General features: G+C 39.6%; 18 protein-coding genes and 2 pseudogenes. 4 read left to right on the forward strand and 16 right to left on the reverse strand.

All coding sequences use genetic code 11. The features are described 5' to 3' along the window. Positions 1-117 precede the first annotated feature (117 nt). Entirely contained in the window at positions 118-504 is a 387-nt protein-coding gene (locus HWQ39_RS17945) for a helix-turn-helix transcriptional regulator (RefSeq protein WP_292847796.1), read from the forward strand. Continuing rightward, positions 501-1,040: an ImmA/IrrE family metallo-endopeptidase gene (locus HWQ39_RS17950; protein WP_292847799.1), complete on the forward strand. Its 540-nt coding sequence runs from the start codon at positions 501-503 to the stop codon at positions 1,038-1,040. The genes HWQ39_RS17945 and HWQ39_RS17950 overlap by 4 nt, the downstream gene beginning before the upstream one ends. Positions 1,041-1,290: 250 nt before the next feature. Here the strand turns inward: HWQ39_RS17950 and HWQ39_RS17955 are convergent, their stop codons facing one another. The 15 genes and pseudogenes from HWQ39_RS17955 to HWQ39_RS18025 form a co-directional block, all read right to left on the reverse strand. Then, a complete protein-coding gene (locus HWQ39_RS17955; RefSeq protein ID WP_292847802.1) occupies positions 1,291-1,482 on the reverse strand; it encodes a hypothetical protein in 192 nt (63 codons plus the stop codon). Between the two features lie 19 nt (positions 1,483-1,501). Beyond that, positions 1,502-3,604, reverse strand: a complete 2,103-nt coding sequence (locus HWQ39_RS17960) for a polysaccharide biosynthesis tyrosine autokinase (protein WP_292847805.1) — start codon at positions 3,602-3,604, stop codon at positions 1,502-1,504. Between the two features lie 67 nt (positions 3,605-3,671). Next, the gene (locus HWQ39_RS17965) at positions 3,672-4,832 is read right to left on the reverse strand and encodes a DegT/DnrJ/EryC1/StrS family aminotransferase (RefSeq protein WP_292847808.1); all 1,161 of its coding nucleotides are present in this window, start codon (positions 4,830-4,832) and stop codon (positions 3,672-3,674) included. 4 nt (positions 4,833-4,836) lie between these two features. After that, positions 4,837-5,922, reverse strand: a complete 1,086-nt coding sequence (locus HWQ39_RS17970) for a FemAB family protein (RefSeq protein WP_292847811.1) — start codon at positions 5,920-5,922, stop codon at positions 4,837-4,839. 117 nt (positions 5,923-6,039) lie between these two features. Then, positions 6,040-6,284: pseudogene (locus HWQ39_RS17975) on the reverse strand (pyridoxal phosphate-dependent aminotransferase); the annotation flags it as partial. Further along, complete coding sequence (locus tag HWQ39_RS17980; protein ID WP_292847814.1) at positions 6,284-7,309, reverse strand: ATP-grasp domain-containing protein; 1,026 nt, start codon at positions 7,307-7,309, stop codon at positions 6,284-6,286. The pseudogene HWQ39_RS17975 and the gene HWQ39_RS17980, both read right to left, overlap by 1 nt. Further along, positions 7,306-8,259 (reverse strand): 1-aminocyclopropane-1-carboxylate deaminase/D-cysteine desulfhydrase, encoded by a 954-nt coding sequence (locus tag HWQ39_RS17985; RefSeq protein ID WP_292847853.1) that lies wholly within the window; start codon positions 8,257-8,259, stop codon positions 7,306-7,308. Before HWQ39_RS17985 ends, HWQ39_RS17980 begins: the two co-directional genes overlap by 4 nt. 5 nt (positions 8,260-8,264) lie before the next feature. After that, positions 8,265-8,909, reverse strand: coding sequence for a sugar transferase (locus HWQ39_RS17990; RefSeq protein ID WP_292847817.1), 645 nt, complete (start codon positions 8,907-8,909; stop codon positions 8,265-8,267). Between the two features lie 60 nt (positions 8,910-8,969). Then, positions 8,970-9,824 carry a class I SAM-dependent methyltransferase gene (locus HWQ39_RS17995; protein WP_292847820.1) on the reverse strand — a complete coding sequence of 285 codons (855 nt, stop codon included), beginning with the start codon at positions 9,822-9,824 and terminating at the stop codon, positions 8,970-8,972. 15 nt (positions 9,825-9,839) lie between these two features. Beyond that, positions 9,840-10,985, reverse strand: coding sequence for a glycosyltransferase (locus HWQ39_RS18000; protein WP_292847822.1), 1,146 nt, complete (start codon positions 10,983-10,985; stop codon positions 9,840-9,842). After that, positions 10,982-12,172: a glycosyltransferase family 4 protein gene (locus HWQ39_RS18005; RefSeq protein WP_292847824.1), complete on the reverse strand. Its 1,191-nt coding sequence runs from the start codon at positions 12,170-12,172 to the stop codon at positions 10,982-10,984. Before HWQ39_RS18005 ends, HWQ39_RS18000 begins: the two co-directional genes overlap by 4 nt. Positions 12,173-12,197: 25 nt before the next feature. After that, positions 12,198-13,709, reverse strand: a complete 1,512-nt coding sequence (locus tag HWQ39_RS18010; protein ID WP_292847826.1) for a hypothetical protein — start codon at positions 13,707-13,709, stop codon at positions 12,198-12,200. Between the two features lie 124 nt (positions 13,710-13,833). Further along, entirely contained in the window at positions 13,834-15,762 is a 1,929-nt protein-coding gene (locus HWQ39_RS18015; protein WP_292847829.1) for a glycosyl hydrolase family 28 protein, read from the reverse strand. 38 nt (positions 15,763-15,800) lie between these two features. Continuing rightward, complete coding sequence (locus HWQ39_RS18020) at positions 15,801-17,105, reverse strand: oligosaccharide flippase family protein (RefSeq protein WP_292847832.1); 1,305 nt, start codon at positions 17,103-17,105, stop codon at positions 15,801-15,803. After that, positions 17,092-19,080, reverse strand: a complete 1,989-nt coding sequence (locus HWQ39_RS18025; RefSeq protein ID WP_292847835.1) for a nucleoside-diphosphate sugar epimerase/dehydratase — start codon at positions 19,078-19,080, stop codon at positions 17,092-17,094. The genes HWQ39_RS18020 and HWQ39_RS18025 overlap by 14 nt, the downstream gene beginning before the upstream one ends. Before the next feature lie 1,170 nt (positions 19,081-20,250). On the opposite strand from HWQ39_RS18025, the gene HWQ39_RS18030 reads away from it, so the two are divergent. After that, on the forward strand, positions 20,251-20,436 hold the full coding sequence (locus HWQ39_RS18030) for a hypothetical protein (RefSeq protein WP_292847838.1): 186 nt from the start codon (positions 20,251-20,253) through the stop codon (positions 20,434-20,436). A 37-nt stretch (positions 20,437-20,473) separates the two neighbouring features. Here the strand turns inward: HWQ39_RS18030 and HWQ39_RS18035 are convergent. Further along, positions 20,474-20,677: pseudogene (locus HWQ39_RS18035) on the reverse strand (transposase); the annotation flags it as partial. Here HWQ39_RS18035 and HWQ39_RS18040 point away from each other — a divergent pair. Continuing rightward, complete coding sequence (locus HWQ39_RS18040; protein WP_292847844.1) at positions 20,642-20,905, forward strand: hypothetical protein; 264 nt, start codon at positions 20,642-20,644, stop codon at positions 20,903-20,905. The pseudogene HWQ39_RS18035 and the gene HWQ39_RS18040 overlap by 36 nt on opposite strands. Positions 20,906-20,936: the final 31 nt, after the last annotated feature.

The raw sequence follows: 20,936 nt of genomic DNA on the forward strand, positions 1-20,936 counted from the left end.
GCAACCTTTAGATATTTTGTTTCTTTAGTGAAACGTGTCATTTTAAAAATACATAACAACTATAGCTGATGTGAGACAATAAAGGAACACGTTTCATAAATGAAACAGTAAGTACGTATGGGATACAACTTAGACACAGCTTTATTGGGTGCAATGGTGAAGACGAAGCGAGGGAGCAAGGGTCTGCGAGACACAGCTAAAGAAATAGGTAATATTAGTTCTTCTACACTTTCACGAGTAGAAAATGGCAAAATGCCAGATATGGAAACGTTTTTATTACTTTGCAATTGGCTGCAAGCGTCACCATCTGAACTATTTAAGAAAACAGAAGAATCCGAAGCCTCTTTTGACTTCAATACATTAGAGACAATAGAAATTCAATTGCGAGCATCTAAAAAACTCGATCCAGCGATCGCCAATGCACTAGCAGAATTAGTCAAAGCAGCGTATCGCGATAATTCTCAACAAAGCGACAACCAACACCCGGATAAAAAAAAATTATGACACTAACAGAGAACTTACCAACTAAGTTTAGGCAAAGGTGTGAAGGGATTGCCACCGAGCAACGTAGTTTATTAAATTTACGGGCATTTGACCCATTACCAGCAGATGTGCTGGCGGCTCAACTGAATGCAAAAATTTTGATGCCTGAACAGATTCTCAGCTTAGACTCTTGTGTAGTAGTGGTATTGCTCGATAGCGACCAATGGTCAGCAGGAATTATTAATCAAAACCCACTCTGGATTGTTAACAATCCACGCCATACTCCCGCACGACGCGAGTCGAACCTAATGCACGAGTTTGGACACCTGCTATTAAGACATAAAATTGTCCACTTTGATCCAAATACTGGGCTTCCTCTGCGCCGACAGACCGATGAAGATGAAGCGACTTATTTAGGTGGGTGTTTCCAGATTCCCCGGCGGGGTCTACTCTGGGCTGTTCAATGTCAAATGACACAGACGGAAATAGCAGTACATTTTAATGCAAGTGAAGAAATGGTACAATTCCGTAGCAACGTCACTGGAGTAAATATTTAGATAAATGTTATATAAAAAATTTTGCGACTTCTGATGTAAACAACTAAAAAAGTTGTACCCTTTGCGCGGCTACAAGCATTATTATATCGTTAGCTACTGAGAAGTTTTGAAAAAATAAAGTTCTACAATTTCATCATGCTACCATCCAAAAACAAATAAAAATGTTGTACAATTTTGCAAACGACTTCCCTGTAAGGATTTGGGAATATTTGCTCCAAGATTTAGTGGCGATGCCTACGGCGGGCTGCGCCTACGCATTCCAAGTACAAAGCTGAATCAACAGCTTGAGTTTCGAGGGATGCGTCCTCTCATTTCCTGGTATCCAGGCAATTGTACTATATCCCTGACCAATGGTAATCGGTTTATTTCCCGCTATAGATGTGCCACTATGTTCGTAAGTTCTTTCTTGTAATTTAACTGCATCTGGTCGTGACCATGACAAAAATCACAGCCACACTTGACTATACAACTGCGTTAATAACTTGTCCAAGGACATTCTGACCGGATTTTTCTAAAATTTCACAAGCAACAGCAGCCTGAACAGAATCAACTACCCCAGGACGAACTACCAACAAAACGCCATCAGTCATTTGGCCCAAAGTGGCTGCATCAGCTGCAACATTTAATGAAGGAGCGTCAATAATTACAAAATCATAGTTATTAGCAAAACTTTGAATCAAAGAAGCCATCCGTTTGGAATCAAGCAGAGATGCCGGGCAGGGAGGTACTGCTCCAGTAGTCAGCACATATAAATTATTCATAACCATTTTGACAACGGTGCTGATTTGGGGTTTTTCCAGAATCAGATTACTCAGACCTTGATTATTAGTTAATTCCCAAATTTGATGTTGAACTGGGTGATGGAAATCTCCATCTACCAGTAAAACTTGATGCTCCATCTGTGCCATTACTATTGCTAAATTAGCTGCTACTGTTGATTTACCTTCTTTAGGCACAGAACTAGTCACAACAATAACTTTTAACTCTTTATCACCACATTTAAACTTTAAATTTGTCCGCAAGATCCGGTAAGCTTCACTAATTGAGGAGTGAGAAGTATCTTGCACAACAGATTTTGAGGTAGATAAGTCTCGCTTTTGATCCTTGAAATTAAATTTTCGAGGCTTGCTAAAGGCAGGAATTACGCCTAATAAAGTTAATCCGATTAATTCTTTTGCTTCATCAACAGTCTTAATAGATTTATCTCTTACCTCCAAAATATATATAGTTGCTAAAGCAGCTATAACAGCTAGTAAACCTGAACTCAAATACGAAAGCATATTAGAAGAAATCGGCTGGTCAGGAATTCGAGCTTCAGCTATCAAACTGGCATTACCGACGTTCTGATTTTCTGCAATTTGGCTCTCTTGCAATTTTTGCAACAAAAGTGAATATGTAGATTGTGATGCTTGTACTTTGCGTTCTAGCTGGCGCTGTTGTTGCTCTAATCTGGGCAAAGTTTTCAGTCTTTCTTTGTAAACTGCTTGTAATTTCGATAAAGTTGCAGCTTGGCTAACTAAACCCATACGAGTTGACTCCAATCCGATTAGGTTTGCAGTAAGTTGTTGTTCCAACGCTCCAATCTGGAAATTACCATTCAATTGTGCTTTATTTGCCCCTAAAACTTCTATTTTTCGCTGTTGTATTATCTTTTTTAAAGCTTCTAACTTATTTTGTAAGGTAATAATTTCAGGATGTGATTCCCGCAAAATAGTTCGCCTAGTTGCAAGTTGAGACTCTAACTGCTGGACTTCTTTGAAAATATCCTGCAACCCAGAAGATTGACTCAGGGAAGTCTGAACTAATGCCTGTTTTGAATCCATATTCAACTGCTTACGAATATCTTGAGACTGGGCATTGACATTGGCAATTTGAGATTGAACCTGGCTAGATTGCTTTTGTAAGTCTGTAATTAAATCTAGTGATTTAGTTGTTTCTTCTTGCAGGGAAACAACTTTATTCTTATCTTGAAACTTTGCTAGTTCACCTTCTGCTCTTCTGACAATTAATTCTGCATTTGGCAACTCTTTTTGAAGGAATTTGCGGGCTGCTGCTGCTTCTTTTCTTCGAGAAGACACGTTGTATTCTAAATAGATATTCATTACCGTATTAACTACATTAGCAGATTTTTTAGGATCTCTATCCTTGTAGGAAACTTCTAAAATATCAGATCCCTTAATATCTTTAACGGTTAATTTTTTTAGGAATTCTTTTGGTTTTAAAGCCTCCTTTTGATCGTTTGTCAAAACAAGCCTATCTATAGTTTTTTGCACAAGGGGTTCAGACTTAATAATTTCTGCTTCTGTATTTAGAGGATTAGTTTTCTGATCCTGTGTTACTGTTTCTAACTTCCCTATCCCCTCTCCTACTCCCGTCAAGGAGGAGATAGTATTTGTTCTTTGAAATAGTAGCTTTCCTTCTGCCTCATAAGCAGGTTTTTTTAAAGATGAAATCAGTACAAAAAACAGAAAAGTTGGGATAAGAACAGCTAAACTTGGTCTCCAACGACGCTTCAGTATTTGCCAATATTTATCAAATGTTAAAGACGATGTTTCGGATTCCATAAATTAATTTTTTTATTAGTAGAGATATATACAATCGAATACTAAAATGTTGCCAAAGCTTATCAGATTAAAGATGTCTTGCTAGATGAGTAGTTCGATTGCTATGGTAAACTGTGCCGATCGCATCAATTACCCGCTCCAAATCCTCATCTGTCAGGTTAGAACCAGATGGTAAGCAAAGACCTTGTGTAAATAACTCTTCTGCTACAAAGCCGCCAATACATTCACAATCAGCAAACACAGGCTGTAGATGCAAGGGCTTCCAAACTGGACGCGCTTCAATTTGTTGGTTAGCAAGTGCTAAACGTACTTGTTCTCGATCTACACCAAAGGCTTTTGGATCTATCGTTAGACAAGTCAACCAGCGAGTAGCATGTCCAAAATCTGCTTCTGGCATGAATTCTATTCCTGGCAGATTGCCTAAAGCTTGCTGATAAACCTCAAAGTTGCGTCGCCTAGCTGCTACGCGATCGCTCAAAACCCACAACTGACCTCGACCAATACCCGCTAAAACGTTGCTCAGACGATAGTTATAGCCAATTTCTGAGTGCTGGTAATGGGGAGCCGGATCGCGGGCTTGGGTTGCCAAAAACTTGGCTTTTGCTACCAGTTCTGGTTTGTCGGAAACTAACATTCCACCGCCTGAAGTGGTGATGATTTTATTGCCGTTAAAAGAATAAATCCCAATGCGTCCAAAGGTTCCAGGGGAACGCCCTTTGTAGGTAGCACCTAATGCTTCGGCTGCGTCTTCAATTAAAGGAACCTCATAGCGATCGCAAGCTTGCAAAATTGGTTCGATATCGGCACTTTGACCGTATAGATGCACCAGTACAACCGCTTTGGGTAGTTTGCCAATGCGATCGCGCGCTGCTAATGCAGCTACTAACAACTCAGGATTCATGTTCCAAGAAGTGCGATCGCTATCGATAAATACTGGTTTGGCTCCTAGATACGTAATTGGGTTGGCGCTAGCAGCAAACGTCAAAGTAGAGCAAAAAACATCATCCCCATACCCAATGCCAACTAATTGCAAAGCCAAATGTAGAGCTGCGGTACCAGAACTGACAGCAGCAGCATTACTAGCCCCAGTTCTTTCACAAAATTCTTGCTCGAAAGCGTCTATATGGGGCCCAACAGGGGCGATCCAGTTAGTTTCAAAGGCTTCTTTGACAAATTCAAGTTCGCGATCGCCCATATGAGGAGTTGAGAGAAGAATTGGTTTATCCATTTAATTAAATTCTCGTGATAGAGGAACGATAAGCAGGAAAAAAATTCAAATCCAGTAAATGTTGTGGTTCGACGTTTAAAAATCTTGCTTTTTTATCAACTAAATGAAAATAGCTTTGTTGAGAAATTATCCATTGCATCGTTAAAAAAGAATGACTTTGTTTTGAAAAACTAGCTTTAAAATTATAAATACTATTTTTTTGACTGCCAAGACCACCACCCAAGTGTAAAATTTTATTGCCACGCTCTCTTGCCCAAAATCTTATATAGTCAATTTCTAAAGAACTGGGTGATAGTTTAACGAATTCAGTTTTAGTACCACCGAAAAGAGCTTGAACAATGCCACAATACTCACTATATAAACCCATTGATGCTATTGTATCTTCAAACTCTACAATACATAGATATAAACTATTTCCCAACTTTTTGTTCAATTGTATGCAGTAATCATAATCAAATTCAAAATACGTTTTTAAAGCTCCAACTCGTTGCATTGTTTCTTCATAAATTTTTATAAATTCCTCAATATAATAATTATTAAAATTGATTACTCTACTAGTTAAACCAAATCTTTTGCATTTATTAATTTTATTTCGTCTATCTGCTTTGGTTTGATTCCATATTTGTGCATCAGTTAGTGATAAATCCACAGAAATAGTTTGTCCATGTACTTGAAAAATATTTTCTTTAAATAGTTCTGGCAACTTATGGTTAATAAATGGATGCAAACGAAAAAAAGCTGAACATACATGCTTTGATTTCAAAATTTGCTGCATTTCAGCCATTGCAAAAGCAACAAATTCTGGTGCATGAGTCACAGCATCACTTATTAATATTCCTGAATAACCATATGGTGAAATAATATCAAAAATGTCCGTTTCAAATGAGGTATTAGGTATGATATCATTACAATTTCGTAATATATAAGGGGCAAAGAGTAAATTATCACCTTGCTGGATTAAAATTGCTTCTGGAAATCCTTTAGACCGTTTTGCTTCTAGCTCAAAATATCCAGGTAGATGATAAATGTCATGAGGGATTTTTGCCAGCACTTTCCACCACAAATCATTATCTGTTCCGATAATTTTCATATATCTTCTATCACATACCAATCATAATTACACTTGATACTGTATAAAAGTCCTGTTTGATTTTGGAACATTCAACCTGACTATAAGCTTGCTATCAAAAGGTTTATTTTTCAACGTAATTGGGTTAGCGCTAGCAGCAAATATCAGGGTAGAGCAAAAAACATCATTCTCATACCCAACGCCAACTAATTATAAAGCTAAATGCAGCGCTGTCCCCAGTTATTTCACAAATTTCTGGCTCGAAAGCATCTATATAAATAAGAACCAACGGAGGCGATTTAGTTAGTGTTAAAGGCTTCTTTGACGAATTCTAGTTTGCGATCGCCCATGTGAGGAGTTGACAAGAGTATTTGTTTAGACATTATTCTCTTAATAACGACTGAATATTTACTAATCGCTCACATTTTGAACTGATGACACCCTTGTTAACTTTTAGCCAACGTGAATCAGATTTTTCTCCATTTGCCCAAGCTATTAAAGCTGCCGGGAGATTGCCTCCTGCTTGATGCGAAAATGGATATCCACCACCAAAGCGTGGGTTCATTTCTATTACATAGTAACCTTCTATACCCACAATAACGTCACAGTCAAGGTTGCCTATATGACCAAGTTTCTGACCGATTTTCTCACCCAGCTTTTTAAGTTGGTTATCTTCGACTGTAATCGCCCGATCCGTCTCTCCAGCTCGCATCCCCAGCTTACGCTTTACAAAAGTGGTGACGTAACAACCATCTAAGTCATTTATGATATCAAGACCGTATTCTTGACCGTAAATTCGCTCTTGAATGAGGATACATTTTTCTGGTTCAGATGCACTTACCTCTGCTAAGAACGTCCTAGCCAGAAGTTTCTTTACAAATCGATAAGCTAACTCCAATTCCTCATCATCTTCGGGGTATTCAATACCAATAGATGCACTTCCCCAACGAGGTTTAACTACTAAAGGGAAAGTAATTTCGCCTTGGTCAAGAGCTTGACGAGCTTCTTCCTGCAAAAAGTAGGTTTTTGGTGCTGGAATGCCATTTGTTTTTAAGAATTCAAATGTTGCCCATTTGTCAAAACAAGTATCGATAATTTCGGGAGACGAAATGACTGGTAAAGTTCCTACTTTGAGGAAGCGATCGCGTTGTCTTGCCAAGAAGGGTAGTTCTAAATCATTCAGCGGGATTAGCAGACGAACCTGTTTTTGTTGGCAGATGTCGAGCAGCTGATCGAAGTAGTCGCTATGATTTACAGGTGGTAACAAAAAACTTTCATCTGCTTCCTGTAGTGCCGGAGCGTCTAGACTAGCATCCCCAGCAAATACCAGTCCACGATTTTGGAGTGCCTCTTGGAAGAACTTAATTAAGTAGTTGCGGCGTCCAGCACAAGTCAACAACACATTCATGTTTTTATTCCTGAGAAATAATTTGAGGCCATAATATTCAACAGACCACCTGTATGCCAAAAGAGTACTTTGGAATTCTTTGCAATCTCACCCGTGTGAACCAAATCCAATAGAGCAGCGAAGGCTTTACCGGTATAAGTAGGATCGAGAATTAGCCCTTCCATTGCAGCTGCGGTACTAATGGCTGAGAGTACAGTAGTCCCTGCTTGCTCATAGCCTTCCCCAACCCAGTCATCCCGAAAATCAATGGTCTCAGTTCGGCTCGGCAAACCGAGATGCGATCGCAATTCTCGACATGACTCCTCGACAATATCTTTTCCGCGTGGGTTGTGTCTGGCAACTGAGATACCTAGTACCTTCGTTTGCCAGCCTAATCGTTCCAATCCAACAATTAAACCCGCTTGAGTTGTTCCCGTACCACTAGCCAAAATCACCCAGTCAGCTTGCCATCCATCTGGTTGGCACTGCTCTTTAAGTTCGTCAACAGCTTCCACAAAAGCCATTGCTCCAGTTACAGAGTGTCCTCCGCCAGGAATTTCACAGGGAGTTAACCCCTGAGATCGAAATGCATCCATAGCAGATTGCATTGCTGATGCTATCTCATCAGGTTGGACTATCTCAATTTCTGCGCCAGCTAAGAGTATTAAAAGTAAGTTGCCTTTGGGGTTAGCGACTTCTTTTTTGTCGCCGTGTAAAATCAATTTGCACCGCCAGCCTCTTTGTGCCGCCGCCAACGCAGTCACGCGGCCGTGGTTTGATTGTATACCGCCTGTGGTAACCAGAGCATTACAGCCTTGATTTTCGGCTGACTGCAAAATCTTAATGATTTTCCGGGCTTTGTTGCCACCACCCGTCATCGGGAAGAGGTCATCGCGCATGGTTCGCAGATCAATGTTCAAATGTTGGCCAATCAGAAACAGCCTTTGTAGAGGTGAAAACACCCCTTGCATTGTTTTCACCTGCGTTGACTCCTATGTCTAGAGAGTTCCATCTGTTTTTGACGGTACTTATCGAAATCTTCGAGTTGGGTTGCTGCATCAACGTCGCTGCGTGCAATTACCTTCCAAATAGTCATTAGTAAGATGTAAATATCTAAAACTAATGACTGTTGCTCAACATACTCGATATCCAGTTGAAAACGTTTTTCCCACGAAAGTTTATTTCGTCCCTTAACCTGCGCTAAACCTGTGATACCAGGGAGAACACAATGACGCTTTTGTTCTTGCTCTGAATAATAAGGTAAATATTTGATCAGCAGTGGTCGAGGGCCTACGAAAGACATATCTCCTCGGAGAACGCTCCATAACTGGGGTAGTTCATCCAGGCTCGTCTTACGTAAAAACTTGCCCAAGGTTGTCAGACGTTCGCTATCAGGTAGTAACTCACCATCCGCGCCGCGATCATTTGTCATGGTGCGAAATTTATAGCAGGTAAAAATCTGACCATCTTTACCTGGACGCTGTTGGGAAAAAACAATCGGGTTGCCCATGTGGACGTAGATAGCGATCGCCACTATCAGCAACACAGGAGATATAATCAGTAGGGCGATCGCAGCCACCAATATATCTAAGACAGACTTTATCACTATACGTTGGCTCATTTTGGATAGGTGAGAGGTAATTATGTTTTACACAGGTGAGAATCTAGCTGATAAAGAGATTCAGGTATTTACATTAGATTTTCCCTCGGTAATCAGCAGCGATCCTTTTCCAAAAAACGAAGTAGTTAATCCTAGTACTTTCGCCGTAAAATTTGGTGGATAGTAGGGTACGACAGAAGTTCCTATGTACGAGGTAGAAATATAAGTGGGAGTTAAATGTAAACGGCGGTAAAGCTCCTTGATAGAAGCTAGATTAAAGCCATTAATGACATGAGGAGGACGCAAATGTCCGTAGAGTCCCGTTTTTTGATAGTCCCTCGCCAAAGTGTTCCGCAGCAAAGCTGTCAAACTGTCTTGATTCGGATTATCCAGCAGCAAAAATCCATCAGGCTTGAGAACTTGGAGGCAAGAACTGAGAAAACCAACAAAATCAGGAATATTGCTCAAAACATTTTTGATTTGCACGACATCAAAAGTAAACGGTGCAAACTTTTCGACATCATCCACAACTTCGCCGTAAACGCTAGCTAGCTTTGCAGCTGAAGAATCAATTTCTACACCAGCAACTCTGCCAAATCCAATCGACTTCGCCGTCCACAGATACTCGCCGTTGGCACAGCCAACATCTAAAAAAGCGCAATTTTGTAAAGAGCGATCACTGAGCCTGCGGGAAATTCTCTGTTGTAAGCCTTTAATATAAAGAGGCTTCATCTGCTCAAAGGAACTTCTCAGATGTCGGTTATAGCCATAATTATCATAAGAAGCCGCCGCTTCTGGTCTAGCCAAATCGTTGCGGTCTACCCAGGTAAAAGTACATTCTCCACAGCGCCAGACTTTGAAAAAAGTTCCAACTGTCGTGCGTTGCAGAATGTTATTAGAGCAGCACAAAGGACAATTTAAGGTAGCGTTAGCCATGAAATTTTAACCTTGTTAAATCTGACAAAAAGATGCAACTGTATAGAGATCCTCATGGAGCTTCAAAATCTGTCGCAGATCGTAAGCAGAAATATGCTCTCGCCCACGCTTTCCCATCATGTGAGCCTCTTGGGGATGTTCCAACACCCAGTCCATAGCTTCCATAAGCTTGTTGATATTTCCCGTTTCGACGAGAAGGCCATAGCCTCCTTCTAGCAATTCCTGAGTGCCTCGGATTCTCGTGCCAATCACAGGAATTTCTAAAGACAAAGACTCCATGACACTTCTAGGTAGACCCTCTTGTTCTGAAGCCAGTATTGTCGCTACTGAAGCTCGCATCAGTGTTGGAATATCGTCCCGCCTACCTAAAAAATGAACTTGATTTTTCACTCCCATATCTGCTGCCAATAGCTGCATTTTTTTGAGAAGTGGACCACGACCAGCAAAAGCTAAATGCACTTTAGGTCGAGATAGCTTTGCAAATGCTTGGATCACATCCCGATGATGTTTGCGGGGAATAAACTCGGCCACTGACAGCAATAGTGGATTTTCTGGAGATAATCCCAATTCCTCACGTACCCGAACTACTTCTCCTTCAGGAACCTCTTGGGGACTGTAATGGTCAAGATTTACACCAATTCCAGGCATATAGCGAACTCGTTCGGATGGCAAAATATGGTATTGCTTTGCTGCTAACTCATCCTCACGATTAATCACAACTAGGTAGTCTGTCCACAATCCAGCCAATTTCTCCAAGCCTAGAAAGACAATATTTTTTAAGAGTTGCCCACCACGATGAAAGTGAAAACCGTGTGCAGTATATATCACCTTGCACTTTCTTTGCTTGCTCAAATCCTTGAGGGCATATCGAGTCACAAAAGCAGCTACTGGCGTATGTACGTGAACGAGATCGTATTTTTCTTGCGCCATTAACTCTTGAATAATTAACGGAGCCGCCAGCAAGTTCTTGGGATCTAGAGGGTTACGCGACCATTCCACTTCCCAGACAAGATCAAAAGCTTGCTTGCACTCATTACAATTTGAAACTCCCTGAGCCATTGCATCCACTTGCCAACCTTGAGCACGAAAATGATAGGCAAAAGGAAGCAAAAAAGCGCGGAGAGTTGATGAAATAGTAGTGACAATTAAAAGGCGTTTCATAGTCGTTGGTTGATCCACGCTTCGGTTTTCTCTCGGACGTAAAGATAGAATTCAATTCGCTGCTCTCGGAGTACTTCATCTCTGTACTCTTTAGCTTTCTCTAAGTTGCGAGCAGACATCTGAGTCATACGTTCTGGATTAGTAACTACCTCTCGAATTTTGTTAGCTAAAGCATCCACATCACCAGGTAATACCATATCTTCAGGAGGTAGTAGTTCAGGAATGCCACCGACTGTAGAACCGATGCATGGTAATGCCCGCGCCATCGCCTCTACCATTGCTCTTGGTAAGCCTTCTTGGTACGAGGGTAGAACAAATAGATCAGCTTGATCCAATGCCGCGGTTACAGTTTTCCCAGCCGACAACTGACCACGGAAACAGACTCGCTCCCCTAAGCCCAATGCTACTGCTTGTGCCTCTAGTTCTTTTCTGTGCTTACCATCACCAACCATAGTCAATTTCAGGTCTATCCCCGCTTGCACACAGCTAGCTACAGCATTGATCAGTATGTTAGGAGCTTTATAGAGTTGAGCCAAGGTGCCTACAAAGATCAGATTTAAAGTCCTCGCCTCCTGACCAAATCGACGGGGAGTCAAAACTAAGAAATCCTCTGAAATATCTACGTCTGATATTCCTACTGAATAGTGAGAACAAGGGTATCTAGCCTGTAAAGCTTGTTTGGTGACATAGGCTGCTGCACAAGCTCCAGCACACTGACTCCGCAATCGCTGGGGAAAAAACCAACGGAAAAATGATCGTAAAGGATGTCTAACGGAGCCAGGAGCAAAGACATCGTAGGGATCGGCAACCACTTCTACAGCATAGGGATGATGCACAGCACGCAACTTAGGTTCGATACAAGAGGCAATTTGAGAACCTACTCTCAAAATCACTGCATCTGTTGCTCCGACAGCATCTTGTGCAACACGCTTTACCTGGGGCGATCGCAGCAAATATTGCATCGGACCAATGTAGTAGGGTACAGCAGCAAAGAAAACGCGATCGCCATCAGCCTGCTTCCAATTAGAGGTTACAGATCCAACTTGACAAACGCGAGCTACAACACATACATGATCGAAGACTTCTAAATAACGCTGCCAGAATGCATAGGGAAAAGTTGTTTGTGTCCACACTTTGCCATCGGGTGTGCTGCTAAAACGATGTTCAAGAGCAATGACTAGTTTCATATTATACCTAAACTTAAGTATGTATCTAAGTATTCGGTTTGACCATATTTATTTCTCTATCGCTAACAGCGAACAAAATTAGACCAGGAAAAACGCCGTTTTTAACTATAAAAAAAATAATAATATCAAGATCATTCATCAAACATAAAAAGCAAAGATTTATTAACAAGGGTAATATTAGCAGCCGACTATCTGGGAATTTCCAGCTAAATACATAGCAGCGTACTACTCTTGTAATAATTCCTGGAACAATAAAAAAAAATGGTATAGAAAATGGTCCAAAATTAAGCATTGATTCACCGGCTAGACCGTATACTTTTGAACTTATCCAATCATTAGGATCGTATTGTTCTGGCAAAAGTCCAGATTCTGCTCTTATGCCGTCCAAATATTTATCAGGTGGTTTTTTGGGCCAAATAGACTTAGGAACGAGAATAGATACATCTGCAAAATAGGTTCTACCCCAAGCAAATTCATAATCACTGTTGTAACGCATTATTCTATAAAGCAAAAAAGCCTGAATACTTGCTCTTCCAAGGTCATCCAATACTACACTTTCCCATGTTCTACCAGTATTTTCTTGGAAGTTTATACGTTCTTCTTGAGAACCTATTATAGCTATCTCAATTCCCTTCAAACCTGCTTCTTTGAAGAAACTATACAGATAAAGGAAGAAAAATATCACGACTAGGGCAGAGACAATTCCTTTTTTTGAAATTGGTCGAATCCAAAAGTGGATAATACCTAATGCCCAGAACAAACCCCACAGTGTATTGCTACGATTACCGCGCAAACCCCCAAATAGGATCTGTAGTATAAAAAAGATAACTAAAGCTATTAGCAATACAGGCCAACTTCTCAAATTCTTATGTTTTTGGCTATAGATAGCAAACCCTATCATGGCTAAAACTGGGAAGCTTTCTGAGAACATGAAAAGAAAGCCCATGCCAGCAAATTGACTGCCTGCGTTTTTTGTACTTAAGTCCGTAGCAGCACTAATATAGTTTTCCAAGCCTCCGAAGCTTTGGTAAATTGAAATTTGTAAGACAGCAGAGAAAATCAGAGCAAAGCAAATAATTGGTAGAGTTCTCTTTTGATTAATCTTCCAACTTTTTGAGTTTTTTGGCTCTCTTTCTGAGAGATACAAACTATTTCCTCTGGCAAAGCGGTACACCAAAATACCCAATAGATTGAAAATTGCCATACACCCTAGCCAGGGTCTCCAATCTGATGGAGGAACATACCAGGGTTCCAGCCAATAATCCAGACTAACATTGAGCAAGGGAGCTAAGAAAAAGAAATGGAAACCAAATAAACCAAGTAAACCAATGGGATCAAAGGTATTTAGACGACCTCGTAGCCAATTAATAGCATCAGTACCTATTAAAATCCCACTCAGTGCGACTGGTAGCAAGAACCAGTGTATAAGCTGTTCTGATATTTGGAGGAGTACTAATATTATCAATAAGCAGATAAAAAAGGAAATAATTATGCTGTCCGAAGAAGTGTCTTTAGAGGAGATTTTTTGATAATTCATAACTGGTTTCTGATAATCTTACTCGAGATAGAAAAAATTTTGATTGAAATAATATTAGAAGACATTAATACAAAATTAGTTATTTTAACAAATACATTCATAATTATATATACCAAAATATAAATTACAAATTACTGATATTGACCACGCCATCAACGTTTGGTCCAAGCATATATTTGTTGCTATTTGGAAGATTATCTAGATGCAGTATAACTGTTTTCAAAGATTTATGTTTATCATTATTTTTAGGTTTAATTATTATTGATTTTGAAGAGGCACCAACCGGAATTGTTATACTATTTGAAATAGCTTCATAGTCTTTTCCATTCTCAGCAGTTCCACCAAATACATATTTTAATGTTAAAGCTTTGCTCACATCACCAGTCCGAGTAATTAAGAATTCCCCAATGGCACTTGCTCCAGTAGCATATAACTTTTTCACTATAATGTTCACAATTGAAGGATTACTATAAGCAAACTTCAGTTTAATATGATAACTCCCATCTTTCTTGCTAGGAAAAAATTTAAAAAAAGCCTCTTCAAGTTTAGTGACTAAATTTCCCCGAATATATAAATTTTCAAAAACTATTCCATCAATATTTCTTTGCTTGTCATAACCTTCAAAAACTGAAAATTCTCCACCTGGCTGGTCAATCATCATATTATAAATGTGAACGTCTCTGATATAACCTAGTTTAATAGTAGAGGAATCTGGTTCCCATTTGCCTACCATAATACGCCACTGGAATAAAGAGGCAGACTTATCAGTTTCTGCTACACTAAGTATTTGTTCAACACGAATATTTTTGAAGTAAATATCCTCAAAATTTGCTCCCGTGATTGGCCAAAATCCAGACATTTCATTTGCCAATACAATATCAATATTCTCGTAGGTAATATGCCTGATGAAATTTTGCTTTACTTCTGTGCCGATCTTAAAGCCGTTGCCACCATAAAAAACAGAATTTTTGATATTTATATATTCGGTATTTTCTATCCAACCATTCTTGTCACCCTTAAGAGCTGTAGCATCATCTGTGCCTTTATAAAGCACGTTATCAATGACAATATTCCTTGAAGACCAGCAATCAAAGCCATCTGTATTCAGAAAATTTGAATCAGCTAAAATCTTAACATTATAGATTTTCAACCCCTCTGAATATTTCATCCAAATGTTAGCCACAGCCGGATCTCTCAAAATAATTCCCTCTATGAGAATATTACTTGTATTTACCGCCTCAATTAAGCTATACCATCCTCGCTTGGGACGCCAATGAGAGCCATTACCATTGATAGTTCCACGTCCTGTTAGTTTCACATTCCTGACATTGTTCATTACAATAAGCCCTCTCCCATAAGATGGGTTGATATCCTTAGTGGCTTCAATGACTGATCCCCCTGCTAAATATAAGGTGATATTACTCCTCAAGTTGATTTGCTTTGTTTTGTATACACCCGGAGGGAAATAGAGAACGCCAGATGTAATGGCAACATCATTGATCGCTCGCTGAATTTTTAATGTGTTATCTTCTCTGCCTGTATTATCAACACTATACTGCATGATATTTCTGACATTTGCATCTCCAAGTTGTGGGGGATGCTCTTCAATTGAATCTGCCAAAATAAATAATTTCTCATTTAATAAATTAACTTTGTGAAGAATGAGTTTCCTTGGTGTAGTTAGCAAGAAGGAAATACTATTTCTATTTTTTTTTGATTTAATATTGTAACTCTTAGGACTAAGTGTGTAGTTGTTAATATTCTCTTTGGCAATAATTTCTATATAAGCTTGTCCTACGAATGAGAAGTGCACATAGCTCAAAGAATTATATTTCTCTACAAATAATGGATTGCCATTAACAGTGACTAAGTAAGTATCACTTGCATGGGCAGAAGCAGAGTATGGATAAGTGATGATCATGCTCTCGTTACTGGAGAGTGAAGAATTGAAACCAGCTATTATAGGTGCAATAAACGAGCAGATAATCACTAGAAAAATGAGTATGACTTTTTTCTGAAGAGTGTAGAGTGAGAATGCTATTTCTTTAATCATCTGTTATTGTTCTGAATTATTATCTTTCACAAAGTAGGTTAACTAACCTCTGAAGAACTCATAGTAGGTAGCTTATGTATGGCATGTACCATCAAGCACCCACTAATGATAGCTCTGACAACGGTTGCAATGAGCAACGATATTGCCGCTCCTTTGAGTCCATAGATAGGTACTAACCAAAAACAAGCGATCGTCGATGTACTAGTAACCGTAATAAACAGAGGTACTTGCACTCGTAAGTGACGAGCTGCAATTAAGCCGTAACATAAGAAGGAAGCAACATATTCAACCATCATTGTTACCATGATCCACACAAATATCTCTACATATTCCACATAGTCGGCAGTATAGAGTAACCTAAGAATTTCTTTTCCAGCCACTCCGGCAATACCAATGCCGATTACTCCGATGAGTACACCAATGCCAATCAGCTTCAGAAGTAAATTGATGAACGCATTTTTTTTACCATCTGTGTAGTATTGGGAAAGTCTGGGACTGGCAGATTGTCCGAGCGCTGCTTCTACCGTTTGTCCTGCATACATAAGGTATGCGATCGCAGCAAAAATTCCTAATTCGCGCTCTCCTAAATAGTGTTCAATAAAGTAGCGAGGAATGTTGGTATTAAGAGAAATCAGCATCATTACTATTCCCATAGGAAGAGCCAGTTGAATTAGCTGGGTTAATGTTTTGCCATACCACCGAGGTTGCATAATCCGCAGCCAGTTGGATGAACTGATTGTGGTGTTGAAAAATTGCTGTTGCAGTATCCCAACCGCATTACCCAAATCGTAAAATATTAAGACGATTATCCAGGCGATCAACATGCCTACGGTTGCCGACAATACGCTCCTTGATAAACTTACACAGACACCTGCCAATAACAATGCTAGGGCACCCCGTAACATTGATGAAATGGCAATGCGATCCATCTGTTCTGATTTTTGTAGCAATCCATTGCAGACATCACTTATAGATTCCACTGCTTTTGCAAGCCCTACAAACAGGATAATGAGTGCTGTGTTTGGGGGATAATTAACACCTAGTACAATAATGATAATGAATATGAGTGCTAAAATAGTTGACAAAATGCGAAGTCCTAAATAATCATGAAATTGAAATTGACACTTCGCATCTGTAGCTTGAATCACCCGTAATTGCAGATTAGTAAACATCATCACGGGTGCTGTTACAGCTAATCCCAACGTAAATTGGCCAATCATTTCTGGATTACCTAATTTTGCCAGCAACACCAACATTCCCCATTGGCAAACTGCATAGACAGCATTACCAATGAATGTCCAGGAAAAGTTACGACGTAGTGTTAAGGGCTTATTTACTTGCATATACCTTTAATGGCAGTTGATTTGGTAAGTATTTTGTTCTGTATCCTGGTACAATTTGCTCAAGCAAAAACATAATAGAATTTCCATCATTCTTATCTGCTGCTTTACACAAAGCCTCTAAAATAACATTTATATTGTCAGGAATAATCCGACTAGCATTTTTCACAACTAACAATTTGTCGTGTTGGGTTGGTTCGTACTCCTCTCCTTCAATAAACAACTCCTCAAATAACTTTTCCCCAGGTCGTAGTCCTGTAAAGGTAATTTTAATGTCTTTATCAACTTCATATCCTGAAAGACGAATGAGTTCTTTTGCTAAGTCAACAATTTTTACTGGCTTGCCCATATTTAGCATTAACACTTCGCCACTACGACCCAGCACCACTGCTTGTAAAACTAGTTGTACCGCTTCCGGTATGGTCATAAAGTAACGGCAGATATCAGGATGGGTAACTTTGACTGGGCCACCTGCTGCAATTTGTTTTTTGAAGGTGGGAACTACGCTACCCCGACTTCCTAAAACATTACCAAAACGCACTGCAACATAATGCTTACCGCTTTGTCTTGCGGCTTGCAACACCAACATTTCTGCAACTCTTTTACTGGCTCCCATTACATTAGTGGGATTAACTGCCTTATCTGTGGAAATCATCACAAAATGTGGAACATCGTACCGCAGAGCCATTTCCAACAAATTTTTTGTCCCAATCACATTGTTGGTGATGGCTTCTGGGGAATTTAATTCCATCAGGGGGACATGCTTGTGGGCAGCAGCATGAAAAATCACATGGGGTTGGAATTGCTCAAAAACATGATTTATTCGTTCTTCAAAGCGAATATCAGCGATTAAGCCCAATATACAAGGAGTATATTGTTGTGCATTGCCATCCTCTTTCATGGCTTCCACAATTTTCTCTAGTTCTTGTTGGATATTGAATACGGAGTTTTCTCCGTGCCCCAGTAGCATAATTTCTGCTGGACGGCACTGGCAAATTTGACGACAAAGCTCACTACCAATTGACCCGCCTGCACCTGTAATTAATACTTTCTTACCTTTAAGAAATTGGGCAACTATTTGAATGTCTGTCTGCACAGGTTCGCGTCTGAGTAAGTCCTCAATACGTACATCGCGAATGCTGTCTATTCGCACAGGACTATTGAGGATTTCGTGTATTCCCGGTAGAGTACTAGTCTGAATTCCATTTGCTTGACAAATATCAACAATTTCCCGAATGACTTGCCCTGCAACACTTGGCATGGCAATTATTACTTTATGAATTTGCAGACATTTCACTACGTCAGTTATGTAATTGCGATCGCCTAGTACAGGAATACCACGAATGTTTACATTGAACTTTTGTGGATCATCGTCAATGAAAGCTACAGGATAAAAACCTAACTGCGGATTTATCTGCATTTCTTGTACTAACGAAACCCCTGCACTACCAGCACCAACTATTAATACCCGCTCCTGTGAATTCAAGACTGTTTGTTTATGACTAGTTCTTTCCACTGCCCTAATGCTGAAACGCAGCCCACCAATCAAAACAAAGGAAAGCAAACCATCAATAAATGGTAATGATTGTGGCAGTTTCTCCATAGAGAAATGAGGTATGGTGTGTAAAGCCAAAAACAAAAACTCTTGAATGATAACCGCACACAATATCAGTATTGTGATATGTATAAGATCCTCAATACTGGCGTAGCGCCAGTAACGCCTATAAAAACTAAAACTCCACAATAAAGTTAATTTGACTACTGAAAATAGCATTGTTGCAATTACTAGCTCTAACACGTATTTATTGATGGTCAGAGCGTCATCCAAACGTAGAATCAGAGCTAATAAAGGTGTGATTGAAAATAAAATAAGATCGCAAAAGAAAAAATGCCTATTTCTCAGATGTAGTAATTTTATCAGGAATGTGCTGCCAAGCTTTTGTGCTAACGAGTGCAAAGCAAAAAGAAAGAAGTTCATCTGGGTAAAAGTGTTTAAAATCTCAAGTTTTTACGAATCTTCGTTAATAGAATTTGTTAGTTTTATTTAATGTGCATTAAGGAAGTTGTCGTTTCTAAAAAGGTGAAAGACAGCATAAAATACCACCTAGTAAATCTTTACCTGGTGTGAGTAATACAGGACGATGACAGTTGTTCTACTTCGGGAGACTTCAAGTAGAGTAACTAACTCCAGAAGGCAGGAATCACATTATAAATTGCTTGACTTTGTTTTCCATGACAAGTGTTGAACCATACATGATATTGCCCACACAAGGAACGCTTATTGCAGTGCTGGCTCCCCAAATCAGAGATTTGGAGTGGGGCTTAAACTTTTACTCATAATGGCCGTAGTAACTATGCTGAAGGCAGTCTGCCTTCTGTTCTTTGCATAGCGGCCTTTATTGTTAAATTAGAGGATAATATTGAACCTGTTCCTCACTCTAACTTTTGTTTCCGAACTAGCGGAAGTTTTCTAGAATAATGCCAAGTTGCTAAACTGAAAATCAAGTTGTTAGAATGATATTAAGTTGTTAGTATTAGGCTATTGTGAGGTCTTAATATTCACCTCTCATAATGGGAATGCAGCTTGAATTTTGAAAGCATACTTAAACTTATGTATTAGTCCAGGCAAGCTTTTATTTTGAAAACTTTTCATTAATCAAATTTTATTCCTATTTTTTCCCTACAGGGAAGATAATATGGTTGCAGTAATTTGCAAGTATGTGTCCTTGATCACAGTAAAAATGTGCGTTAGCACACTGCTCATCGAGACAAATTAATATAACAACTAACTGGCTATAAAAGGTAAATTATCACTTTCCAGCACATTTAAAAGAAGTCTGCGAAAAACTGCCATTTCGTCCATTCTCCTTGTGGGATAATGATTACGGTTTTGCTAACTTTGTCAAACAAACAACGAATATTGCCACCGATAAATTGTTCAATTTTTGGAGAATGCACAAAAGCTGATTGCAGTTGGTGAATGCTAAACTTAGCCTATGAACTGTCCGTTCGCTGATTTTGAAGGGCTGAAAGGAATTAATGCATTGAGGGTAACGCTTAAGACGATTTTTGTTTGAAGCAAAGGCATGATGGGAGTAAATTGGCGCGTAGTGTGAACAAAGAGATTGTGTTTGGATAAGGTGCATCCATGAACGAGACAGAAGTAAAAATAAGTTCCGAGCGGATAGACGATATCCCATTGATAGTGGAGTGGCTTCTTCAGGTTGAGATAGCCAAATATATCGACCAAAAGCTGGAGAAACCACACGGAAACTATCAAGGAATGAGCTACGGGCAATTGAGCGTGCAAAATGACCCAGCAGAGCTGATTTAATCAGAGACTTAGTGGAAATTATGAATAATCTTGAGTATTAAACTGCAATTGATGGTTCTTTGCGTGGTGGTGTTACAGTTTTTTTAACAATCTGGCATCGGTTTTTACGGTGACACTTTTTTCCTAGTTGCCAACCAAGGGACTTTCCACGAGGTTTGGGTGCAGAGGTGGGAGTACCAATCGCCGCGAAAACTCCACCCATAGCTTGAGCAACTCTTCCAGGGATCAAATTACCCTGAGACTATACACATTTTTTCCAAAAGTTAACACAGCAGTGCTGGTAGGAAATAAAATTTCTCCCGGTCAGCCTCAACATAAAAAAGATGGCACAGTTGTCCGCACACTCTGGGGCGAATTAGCTTGGCAACTGGGTGGTAGGGAAGCCTACGATATGATTCGAGAAGCAGATGAAACTTCAACGAACCCTGGCGATCCCCTACGGCTCGGATACCGTTGGCGAATTCCCTAAACAGCTAAACTGAACCGATTAGTTCAGCGAT

This window comes from Nostoc sp. NMS8 (assembly GCF_017115045.1).
Taxonomy (GTDB): domain Bacteria; phylum Cyanobacteriota; class Cyanobacteriia; order Cyanobacteriales; family Nostocaceae; genus Nostoc.